8 protein-coding genes are annotated in these 11,137 nt (G+C 64.7%); 4 read left to right on the top strand and 4 right to left on the bottom strand.

Features of this window, described 5'->3' with window-relative positions; genetic code table 11:
- Positions 1 to 122: 122 nt before the first annotated feature.
- Positions 123 to 545, bottom strand: coding sequence for a CBS domain-containing protein (locus B8115_RS05235; RefSeq protein ID WP_010626708.1), 423 nt, complete (start codon positions 543 to 545; stop codon positions 123 to 125).
- Positions 546 to 774: 229 nt separating this feature from the next.
- On the opposite strand from B8115_RS05235, the gene B8115_RS05230 reads away from it, so the two are divergent.
- The gene (locus tag B8115_RS05230) at positions 775 to 2,334 is read left to right on the top strand and encodes an alpha/beta fold hydrolase (protein ID WP_238539196.1); all 1,560 of its coding nucleotides are present in this window, start codon (positions 775 to 777) and stop codon (positions 2,332 to 2,334) included.
- Positions 2,331 to 3,203, top strand: a complete 873-nt coding sequence (locus tag B8115_RS05225; protein ID WP_010626706.1) for an alpha/beta fold hydrolase — start codon at positions 2,331 to 2,333, stop codon at positions 3,201 to 3,203. The genes B8115_RS05230 and B8115_RS05225 overlap by 4 nt, the downstream gene beginning before the upstream one ends.
- Here B8115_RS05225 and B8115_RS05220 read toward each other — a convergent pair.
- The gene (locus tag B8115_RS05220) at positions 3,090 to 4,373 is read right to left on the bottom strand and encodes an acyltransferase family protein (RefSeq protein WP_010626705.1); all 1,284 of its coding nucleotides are present in this window, start codon (positions 4,371 to 4,373) and stop codon (positions 3,090 to 3,092) included. The two genes, B8115_RS05225 and B8115_RS05220, sit on opposite strands and share 114 nt — an antisense overlap.
- A 204-nt stretch (positions 4,374 to 4,577) precedes the next feature.
- On the opposite strand from B8115_RS05220, the gene B8115_RS05215 reads away from it, so the two are divergent.
- Positions 4,578 to 8,168: a S41 family peptidase gene (locus B8115_RS05215; protein ID WP_202949058.1), complete on the top strand. Its 3,591-nt coding sequence runs from the start codon at positions 4,578 to 4,580 to the stop codon at positions 8,166 to 8,168.
- A 36-nt stretch (positions 8,169 to 8,204) separates the two neighbouring features.
- On the opposite strand, the gene B8115_RS05210 is transcribed toward B8115_RS05215, so the two are convergent.
- Positions 8,205 to 8,534 carry an antibiotic biosynthesis monooxygenase gene (locus B8115_RS05210; protein ID WP_010626703.1) on the bottom strand — a complete coding sequence of 110 codons (330 nt, stop codon included), beginning with the start codon at positions 8,532 to 8,534 and terminating at the stop codon, positions 8,205 to 8,207.
- Between the two features lie 107 nt (positions 8,535 to 8,641).
- Here B8115_RS05210 and B8115_RS05205 point away from each other — a divergent pair, with 107 nt between their 5' ends.
- The gene (locus B8115_RS05205) at positions 8,642 to 9,802 is read left to right on the top strand and encodes an MFS transporter (RefSeq protein ID WP_010626702.1); all 1,161 of its coding nucleotides are present in this window, start codon (positions 8,642 to 8,644) and stop codon (positions 9,800 to 9,802) included.
- Positions 9,803 to 9,809: 7 nt separating this feature from the next.
- Here the strand turns inward: B8115_RS05205 and B8115_RS05200 are convergent, their stop codons facing one another.
- Positions 9,810 to 11,042, bottom strand: coding sequence for a DUF3422 domain-containing protein (locus B8115_RS05200; RefSeq protein WP_010626701.1), 1,233 nt, complete (start codon positions 11,040 to 11,042; stop codon positions 9,810 to 9,812).
- Positions 11,043 to 11,137: the final 95 nt, after the last annotated feature.

The raw sequence follows: 11,137 nt of genomic DNA, 5'->3' as shown, positions 1-11,137 counted from the left end.
GGCCTCATCAATGAAATGCCTCATCAATGAACCTGGGGCGCCGGCCCGATCTCGGCGCAGCGCCCCAATGAAATGAGCTGGATTTCAGCAATATCGAGCAGAGTCCCAGTGCTGGCGCCGTTTCAGTGATAGTGCTTGCTGCAGTTGGCGATCTCACGAGCCATGTCGTCGTCATCGCAGCGGTTGGCGATGTCGCCGAGCGTGACCACACCAACGAGACTCTTGTCGTTCTGGTTGTTGAGCACCACCAGACGCTGTACCTGCTGCTCGCGCATGTTGCGCAGCACTTCCTTCACATCCTGCTCTTCGAAGACGTACAGCACGCTGGTGGTGGCAACACTGCTGGCCTTCTCGTCCGGGCTCTTGCCTTCGGCCAGGGCGCGAATCGTGAGATCGCGATCGGTCACGGTGCCTACGATCCGGTCGTTCTCTACCAGCGGCTCGAAACCGGAGTTGTCCTTGCGCATGCGCTCGGCAACTTCACGAATGGATGCGTCGGCACTGCAATAATCGGGACGCTTGGTCATGACTTCACGTACTTGCATGTTCCACCTCCTTCCAGCAAACGGCGTACGACCGTGGCCGTACAGCTTCCTGCATGATCTTCTTACTCCGAAAAGTAGTAATGCGCCACGCGCCCATCAAAACGATTTATGTCTTCGTTTATTGCCCAGGGTTACCCCAAGTTATCCGCGTTGACGGCCCCGCCCCGACTGCTAGCTTGACTAGCGAAGCCCGGCTCGTCGGCTAGCCACGAACAACAAGGAGAGCGCCATGAAAAGATGGGAATCTTGCGCCTGGTACTGGCTTGGGAGCGTCACGCTGACTGTGCTTCTCTCTTCGACGAGCCACGCTCAAGGCCAGGCGGAAGACGACGACCTTCCCCGCCTGGAAAACACGCCGTGCCCCACCGAAGCCCTCGAGGCGCTGGGTGCGACCTGCCACACCTTTCATGCGCCCGAGAATTGGCAAGAACCCAACGGCAACCTGATCGCCTTGCCGGTTGTCGTCATCGAGCCGGAAACCCCGGTCGACGAAGCGCTGCCAGTATTCTTTTTTCCCGGTGGGCCAGGCTACTCCTCTCTCGACAACCGCGACTATCTGGAACAGCTGCTGAGGGACATCGGCGAGCGCACCCTGGTGACCATGGACCATCGCGGCTTCACTCATGCCGAGCCAGCGCTCGAGTGCCCCGATTACGCGGCGGTCTCGCCCTACCACAACATCATCCATACGCCCGCCATCACCGCTTCGCTGGAGCCGATGGAGCGCTTGAACCTCATCACGGCAGAGGTGCAGGCGTGCTACCGCAAGCTGGTCGACAAGGGCATCGACGTCAGCCAGTACAATGCTCACGCCGTATCGCGCGATGTGGACGAAATTCGCCAGCTGCTCGGCTACGAGCGCATCGACGCCTTCGGCTCCTCCACCGGCAGCGGCACGCTAGCCTCGTTCATCCAGTACCATCCTGAGAGCATTCGCGCCGCCATCTTCGGCTGGCCCTGGTTCAATCATCTGCGTAACCGCCCGCCAGTCGATGAGCTCTACACCGCCAAGCAGACCTTCACCGACGTACTGGCGCTGTGCGCTGAGGAAGATGAGGCATGCCGGGACATGTTGCCGAACTGGATGCAGGCCTTTGACCGGGCTCGGCGTACACTGGATAGACGCCCCTTCGTGGCGCATGTCGAGCATGGCGAAGAAGGTGAGAAGGCGCTGTACTTCGATGGTGCCGCCCTCATCGATACTCTCTATCTGACACTGGCCTCCGACTATGCCGAGCTACCCAGCCTGGTAGCCGACATCGAAGCCGGGGATTATTCGCGGCTCGAGGCCTTCTTCCGCATCGAGGACTACGATCCTGAGCAAGAGGCTCCCGCTTATGCACTGGGCTATTTTCTGGCGCACGTATGCAGCGACATGGGCAGCAACCGACCCAGCCAGGATGACTCCATTGCAGCCGTACAGCGTGAGCCTGCAGTTCTGGGATTCGAGCCGCCCTGGCTTTGCGCCTGGTGGGGCGAGGATGGCGACGTACCGGCCGAGCACAACGATCCGCCCGTAAGCGAAACACCGGCACTGGCGATTCACGGACAAATGGATCCCTGCTGTGGCACCCGCTGGAGCCAGCACCTGCAGCTCACCATGCCCAATCTGCAGTACGTCGAAATGCAGGCCCTTGGCCACAATCCGGTCAACGAATGCCGCTCCACGATGATCCAGGCATTTCTCGACGATCCTCATCAGCCCGTCGATGCCAGCTGCCGCGACGAAGTCGAACGCGAGCCGTGGGTAATCGAGCCCCCCGATGTGGCGGCAGAGGAGCGTTCATGAGCGAACCGGCAACTCCCGGCTGGATCCTGCTGCGCGGGCTGGTACGCGAGGCACGCCATTGGGAAGGCTTTCCCGAGCGCCTGGCCCAGGCGCTGCAACAGCCGGCCAGGGCGGTGGATCTTCCCGGCAACGGGGCGCACTGGCGCGAAGCCAGCCCGGCTCACATCGACGGCATGGTCGATGCGCTACGCCGTGAGTTGAACGCGGCGGGCAGCCGTGGCCCGCACCGGGTGCTGGCGATCTCGCTGGGCGGTATGGTGGCGCTGCGCTGGGCACAGCGCTTTCCCACCGAGGTGGAGTGTCTGGTGCTGATCAACTCAAGCCTGCGTGGCACGGCTCCCTTTTATCAGCGCTTGCGCCCACGGCAATACCCACGCCTGCTGATGGCCTTGCTGCTGCCTCTCAGTCATGAGCAGCGCGAGCTCGCGATTTTGCGCATGACCACCCGTCAGCAGAGCGACCTGCACGGCGTGGCGCAGCGATATGCCCGCTGGCAACGCGAAGCGCCGGTGAGCAAGGCCAACCTGATGCGCCAGTTGCTGGCCGCCGCGCGAGGGTTTCCGCTCCCCCGGGCTCTGCCCGGCTTGCCGGCGCTGGTGTTGACCTCGAAAGCCGACCAGATGGTGTCATGGCAGTGCTCGCGGCGCATCGCCGAACGCTGGGGCTGGCCACTGCAGTGCCACCTCAGCGGCGGTCATGATCTGCCGATCGACGATCCGGAGTGGGTCATCGCAGCCATACGCCAATGGCTTGAGTCAGGCCTGGCGGGGCGAGCGCAGCAGCCAGGCGGCGAGCGCCACCAGGGGCAGGCCGATGAGCGCCCCGGGCAGAGCGCCCAAGCCAAGGCTGACACCCAGCCCAAGCAGTAGCACCGTGCCGCCCGAGACGATGCGATACGTCCCAGTCGCGGGTTCGACATGCTGCTTGCGATAGCGCTCGAAGAGCAACACCGCAATCATCACCGGCACCACCATCAGCGCACACAGCCCGATCCACTCCAGGCGACCGACCCAGAACCCCGGCTCGCCCGGCATGCCGGCGTCGATGGGCCAGCCCAGGCGCTGTCCCAGCCAGGCGGCCGGCAGCTCGGCTAGTTTGTGCCACAGATAGAGCTGCAGCCCGAAGGCGCCGATCATCGCCATCCAGCGCCCCAGGTGCTGACGCTGCAGAAAGCGCCGCACCGGCGTCTCGAAGAGTACCACCAGCCCTACCTGAAACCACATGACGCCTAGTAGCGCCAGGGTCGGTGGCAGCAGGTTGGTATCGCCGCCCGCGTCGCCGTTGACCATCGAAGGCGGATAGCCAAGGGCGACGGCGGCTAGCAGCCAGGCCAGCCCGAACAGCATCAGCGCGGCACCGGTACGCCGACCGCTGAAGCGGCTATTCCACCAGGCGATACCTAGCTGCTGGGGCAACAGCCAGAAGAACAGTGTGTTGATCCAGGCGAAGTAGTCGTGCTCCGCGGTCACCAGTCGCCCCAGTATCAGCCACTCCTCGAAGGCAGCGGGGCGCGAACGCAGCAGATCCACCACGGCGATGGCAGCGATCAAAGCTGCCGCCGACCACAAGCCAAAGCGGCGGTCGGCCCAGACGGAGAGCGGCAGCACCAGTTGAACGCCCAGCAGGATCAGCAGAAACCACAGGTGCACGGTCAGCGAATGATTGAGCGGCCCCAGCACGCCATCACGGGTGAAGAAGGAGATGCCAACGAATACGGATAGTACGGCCAGGTAGGTCACGGTGGGGCGGGCCAGCCCCAGCGCGCGGGCAGACCACCAATGCAGGTGAGGATCGCCAGCGCGATAGCGCTCCCACACGCCTTCCGAGCTCACCGCCGCGGAAACGAAGATGAACAGCGGTACGACCTGCACGATCCAGGTGAAATAGCCTGCGGGTGGCCAGGCATCGAGGATGTGGCCGGTCTCCACCAGCATGCCATGCTCGATTCGCGGCAGTGTGGCAACCCAGTGCCCGAGCACCACGATCAATAGCGCAACCGCACGCAATGCATCGGGATATGGATCGCGTGCGTCACTCATGCCCCCTCCTTCCCTGAACGGTTGGCGAAACGCGCGCTTTCGGGCGAAAGCCTAGCGCAAGGCCTTGCATCAGACCAAGCCGATCGATTCGTATTCGAAGTTGGCCATGATCGTTGCTACGTTGTGGAAGCATGGCATCGGCATTTAAGGACAGGTTCGACAATGCAAGGACTCCGCGCCCTCCGAACGCCCCTGTGCATCAGGGTGCGTCGCGCTTCTCTGTTGACGCTCATCGGTGGTTTGCTGGCAAGCTTACCGGCCGCCGCCCAGGCTCAGTCGGGGCAGGTCGGCCTGCCGCGCTTTCCCTCCGTCAGTCCCGACGGCTCCGAGATCCTCTTCAGCTGGCGCGGCGACCTGTGGCGCGCCTCGACGGACGGCGGCACAGCGGTACGCCTGACGCGCCACAACTACGACGACCTGCACTCCAGTTGGAGCCCTGACGGAGAGTGGGTCGTATTCGCGTCGATGCGCGACGGCTACCTCAACCTGTGGCGCATGAATCGCGACGGCAGCCAGCTCACGCAGCTCACCTACGGCGACCAGCACTTGCGCAATCCCACCGTCGGCCTCGACGAGGACGGCGAGCCGGTGATTACCTTCTCGGGTACGCTCGAGGCCGACGTGTACCGCGACCAGCGCCCCTATCGGCTCTCGCCGGAGGGGGGCGAATATACCCGGCTGCACGATGCCTTCGGCTCCGAGCCACAGCTCTCCCCGGATGGCCGTCACGTGGTGTTCACCCGGGGCGGGGCCTATCACGACTGGAACCGTCGCCATTACCGCGGCCCCGATGCCATGAACGTCTGGCTGCACGAACTCGGCAGCGATGACTTCGAACCGCTGACCGAGCGCGACGGCGACGACGGCATGGCGCGCTGGGTAGACGAGAGCACACTGCTGTTCATGTCCGACCGCGAGGATCAAACCATCAACCTCTACCGCATGGAGCTGGATGCCGAGCGCACCATCGAAAGACTCACGCAATTCAATGAGCGCGATTTAGAGTACTTCTCCGTTTCGCGCGACGGCAGCACTGCGGTGCTGCAGGTGTGGGACACTCTGTTGAAGCTGGACCTGGAACAGCCGGACGCCGAGCCCGAACCCATCACCCTGCGCGCACCGGACGACGGGCGCGATACCCATAGCCTGCGGCGCATCGATCGTGACGTCAGCGAGGCGACCCTGAGCCCGGACGGCCAGACCATGGCCTACATCGCCTATGGCCGCGTCTACGTGCGTCATGTGGACGAGCAGAGCCCGACGCTGCTGGTCACCCCTGGCACCCACGCCCGCCATCACAGCCTCGCCTGGTCTCCCGACGGCCTGAGACTCTACTTCGTCAACGACGCCGACGGCAGCGAGTCGATCTATCAGGCGCGGGTCACACTGACCCGGGACGAGGTGCGCCGCACCCATGAGCGACAGCAAGCGCGAGGACGCCCATCGGTTCGCCACTGGGATGGCTCCCCCAACGTCTCGCTCGCTTCGGAAGGCCCCGGCGCAGACCCTGACCTGCCCGATGAACCGGAGCAGGGGAACGACTACGATCCCGACCTGGCCCTTCGCGGCGAGGAACCCGAGGATCCCTTCGCCCCGCAGGATCCCGGCTTCATTCTGGACCCGGTGCTGATTCCCCAACCGGGTGCCCCCACCGACGTGCCGCCACCGCCCCAGGAACCTGCCGTGGAAGTGGAGAGCATTCCCGAGGAAGAACTGGAGGAAGAGCTGCCCGACGACCTGCCGGCGGACCGCGACCCAACCCGCTGGCACGATGCCATTCAGTTCGAGGTGAGTCCGGTGGTGGCCGAGGAGACCAATGACCGCGAGGTTTCACCCTCGCCCGACGGACGCTCCCTGGCCTTCCGCCGTGGGCGCGGCGACCTGGTGATTCGGGACCTGGAGAGCGGCGAGGAGCGCACCCTGGTCGAGGGTTGGGACAGCTTCATGCAGTGGCGCTGGTCGCCCGACAGCCGCTATATCGCCTATTCGCAGAACGATCTCGACTTCAGCGCCAACATCTTCGTGGTGCCGGCTGATGGCTCGGCGGAGCCGGTCAACATCACCCGCCATCCGCGCAACGACCTGAATCCGCGCTGGTCGGCGGACAGCCGCAAGCTGACTTTCATTTCCAATCGCTCCGGCGAGAATTACGACCTTTACCGGGTCTACCTGGATCGCGAGGTCGAGACTTATACCCCGCGCGAGCTCACCAGCTATTACCGCAGCGCAAGGGAGGCGGCGCAGGCGCTTTCACCGCTGCCGGTGACGGACGATGGCGATAACGAGGCGGCGGACCAGGACATCGCGGAACTTGAGCTCGACGACGCCTGGCGTCGCATCGAGCGGGTGACGGCCTCACCGGCGCATCAGACCGCCAACGAGATGACCCCGGGCGGGGACCGTTATGTCTTCAACGCCGGCGGCGAAGGGCTGGTGGCCATGAACTGGGACGGCAGCCAGCGCACCCGCATCGGGCCGCAAGCCAACGTTCAGCACCTCAACATCACCGGCGAGCAAGTGGTCTACATCGTCAACGGCCGTGTTGGCGTGGCCAACCTCTCCGGCAGCGGCTCTCCCCGCTATATGGACATCTCCGACCGGCTACGCATCGACCTGCGTGAGCAGTCGCTACAGAAGTTCCACGAGGCGGCGCGGGTCATCGGCGAGAACTTCTACCGCACCGATCTGAAAGGGCTGGACTGGCCCGAGGTGGTGGAAGACTACGCCGCACTGATTCGCCGTGCGCGCACGCCCAGCGAGTTCAGCGACATCACCAACCGCCTGATGGGTGAGCTGGCAGCGTCGCACATGGGCGTATCCAACCCGGGGCCGGTGTCGGCGCTGCGCGAGCCCTCGGGTCGGCTGGGTATCGAGCACGAGAGAATCGTCTCACAGCAGGACGGCCGCATCGGCTTTCGCGTCACCGAGGTAATTCCCGAAGGGCCGGCCAGCCGTGGCCCCATGCCGCTGGCGCCGGGCGACGTCATCACCGAAATCGGCCTGCGGCCCATCGAGGAGAACGAGACGCTGCTGCAGCGCCTGCGCGGACAGGTGGATCAGGAGGTCATCATTACCTTCGACCGCCCGAATGCAGACGGCTACACCGAATATCGCACCATGCTGCAGACGGTCGGTCTGACGGAGCTGGCCCGGCTCAGGTACGACGCTTTCCGCGAGGAAAGCCGCAATCGTGTCGAGGAGCTCTCCGACGGGCGGCTCGGCTACTTGCACATTCAGGCCATGAATCAGACCTCGCTGGAAGGCTTCCAGGGCGATCTTTATGCTGCGGCAGAAGGCAAGGACGGCCTGATCATCGACGTGCGCAACAACGGTGGCGGACACACCACCGACCGCATCCTCACTTCGATCATGGCCGGCGAGCACGCCTACACCATTCCCGCCGGTGCCGACCGTGGCGCGACCGGCCACTACCCGCAGGACCGCCTGGACGCCCCGCGCTATACGCTGCCGATCAACATGCTGGCCAACGAGAAGAGCTACTCCAATGCCGAGATCCTGGCCCACGCCTTCACCACGCTGGGGCGCGGTAGGCTGGTGGGGCAGCAGACCTACGGCGGGGTGATCTCCACCAACAGCCATACGCTGATCGACGGCGCCACCGTACGGCGCCCCTTCCGCGGCTGGTACCTACCCGACGGTACCGACATGGAGCACAACGGCGCCATGCCGGACCTGCTGGTGGAGCAGACACCCCAGGACGAAGTGGCCGAACGCGACCGGCAGCTCGAACGAGCCGTGGCCGACCTGCTCGAGCGTATCGACGGAGAGGAGTAACGACCGCCCCGGCGCCCAGGGCGCCGGGGCGGTCCGCTATGAATCGCCGAAAGAATATTCCCTCTCGACCCTGGCAATTCGCACCTTGTAGGCGGCGTACCACTCGCTGCGGCCGAGCCGCTGAGCTTCGCGGTGCTCGACCTGCTGCTTCCAGCGCTGGATCGATTCCAGATCCTGCCAGTAGGAAACGGTCACCCCGAGCTCGTCCCGTGCCGACTCGACGCCCAGAAAGCCCGACTGCTGGGCGGCCAGTTCGACCATGCGTTCGGCCATGATGCCGTAACCGTTGTCTCCGGCGGTGCGGATTGAGGTGAAGATCACAGCATAGTAGGGTGGCGGTGGAGTATTGGCTGGCAAGCTGCTCATGCAATTCTTCTCCCAGGGTTTCACAACCCGACTATACTCGACCGCTCGTGAGTGAACGAGGCGGCTTGAGGTGCCTCGTCCAGGGAAGGTCATACAGCGGAGTTTTCATGCAAATCTTGCCGATCTCCCCCCAGGTTCGGGTCACGCTGTCCTATTTCGTCACCTTCATCGCCATCGGCATGTGTGCCGGCCTGCTGGGCCCGGCGCTGCCGCACCTGGCCGAGATGACGGGATCGAGCATGGGGCAGATCGGTATCCTGTTCACCGCACGCGCCCTTGGCACCATGCTGGGCTCGGTGCTCTCCGGCGCACTAATCGACCGCTTCGACGGCCACCGCGTATTGGTAGCCATGCTGCTGCTGATGGCGGCAGGTCTGTTCGCCGTTCCGTTCTCCCCGGCCCTGATGCTGCTCACGGCCGTGATGTTCCTGCTGGGCATGGCCGAGGTCTCGGTCAATGCCGGCGCCAACACCCTGCTGCTGTGGAATCACGGCCCGGCCTCGCCCCCTTGGGTCAGCGCCCTGCACTTCTGCTTCGGCCTGGGCAACATGCTCGCCCCCCTGGTCGTGGTAGCGGTGCTCTATCTGCAGCTCTCCTTTGCCTGGGCCTTCTGGTTCGTCGCGCTCTATGCGGTAGTGCTCAGCGTGCCGCTGCTGCGTCGTTCGAGCCCACGTCCACCGGACGACACGGCAAGCGACCGCCCCACCCCACCGCCCCACGACGGCGTGCGGCTGGCGATCTTTCTGGCGATGTTCGGCCTCTACGTGGGCCTGGAGATCACCTTTGCCGGCTGGATCACCGCCTACGGCATGCTCAACGGCCTGGCACCGGGCGATGCAGCGTTGATGGTGACGCTGTTCTGGCTGACCCTGTCGGCGGGTCGGCTGCTGGCGATCCCGCTGGTGCGGCGGCTGTCGCCGTGGTGGGTGTTGCGCGGCTGCCTGGCGCTGGGCCTGTTCAGTGCACTGGCGCTGCACTTCCTGTGGCTGCCGCTACCGCTGGTGGCGCTGCTGTTCGGCCTGGCCTGCTCGGCCATCTTTCCCATCCTGTTCGGGCTGAGCCATCAGCTGATGACCCTCAACGGGCGTACCACCGGCTGGATCTTCCTCGCCAGCGGTACCGGCGGCATGACGCTCCCCTCGCTGACCGGCCCGCTGCTGGAGCGGGCCGGTACCGGTGCCTTCCCCTTGCTGCTGACCGCCCTGGTCGGCCTGTTGAGCCTGGGCCTCGTCGCGCTACGTGCGCGTGTCAGGCGTAGCGGACACTGACACCGTCTCAGTGGCGCTTTACCCGCCAGATCCGCCACGCCAGCAACCCAATGATCAACCCGCCCAGCGGAGTGAGCACGGCCGCCGCCAGATACGGCTGGACCTCGACGCCGAGCCCCTTGAGGCTCTCGAGCCCCAGCTTGAACAGGCTGAAAATGTAATAGCTGATAACGATGATCGAGAGCCCCTCCACCGCCTTCTGGATCTTGAGCTGGATACTGGCCCGTTCATTCAGGCTGTTGAGAATACTGGTGTTCTGCTCCTCGATCTCGACCTGGGCACGGGTGCGCAGCAGGTCGTTCAGGCGGGCGGCGCTCTCGGCCAGGCGCTGCTGACGCTGATGGATGGCTGCACAGTAATGTACCGTGGGCCGAAACCGGCGCAGGATGAAGGTGCCCAGGCGCGGACAGTCGCCGACTCTCGCCTCTCTCAACTCCTCGATACGGGTGAAGACGATACGCGCATAGGCATCGGTGGCGCTGAAGCGCTGGCGTGAGCGGCTACCGCTGCGCTCCAGCCGGGCCGAGAGCTGCGACAACGCTGTCAGCAGCGGGCGCGGGTTGGCCTCCACCTGCTCGGCATTGCGGTCGGAAAGCTCGCCCAGTTCCACCTCGTAAGCCTGCAGCTCCAGCGCCAGCTCCTTGGCCAGGGGCAGCGAGAGCGAAGCCATCATGCGGTAGGTCTCGATTTCCAGCAGGCGGCGCACCATGCGCCCGAGGCGAAAGGCATTGAGGCCCGCGTTGAGCAACAGCAGGCGATTGACGCCATCGTCGTCGAGGCGAAAGTCGCTCCACACCGTGGCATCGCCGCCGCCCACCTGGGAGCCGGCCGGGTCGGCGAAGCCGTAGGCCTCGGCGCTGCCCCGCCAGGTATCGCCGCCTTCCGCCAACACCAGCGTGGCATTGATCAGGGTCGCGCAGCAGGCATCGACGACCTGTGCCAACCAGGCCGGTGGCGCTGGCCATGGCTCGCCTCCCGGCGCCTTCGGCACCATCAGCGTAAGGGTGGAGAACTCGGTGTGCCGCTCCCACTTCAATACCGCGTCATCCAAGGTGACGATCTGCTGAACCCGCTCGGTATCGAAGGCCAGGCCGGTGGTCTCGCTCAGGCTCGCCAGCAGGCCGGCATGCTCCTCGGCGTCGGCGAGGAAGGCGTAATGGTGGACATGAGCCGGTTCCGCGAAGTAGATCGACGGACGGGCGTGCAGCTCATTGTGCAGATGTTGGCGCTGTGGGTGCATTGCTGGAGAGCCTGAAAGAGAGCGAGCCTTGAGACTAAAGTCTGCAAGGCACTTCGCCAACCCCGCTTTCGGCCCTAACCCCTCCTCACTTGGGA

The organism is Halomonas sp. KM-1, from assembly GCF_000246875.1.
Taxonomy (GTDB): Bacteria; Pseudomonadota; Gammaproteobacteria; order Pseudomonadales; family Halomonadaceae; genus Halomonas; species Halomonas aerodenitrificans.
This window is presented reverse-complemented; position numbering and strand designations above follow the sequence as displayed.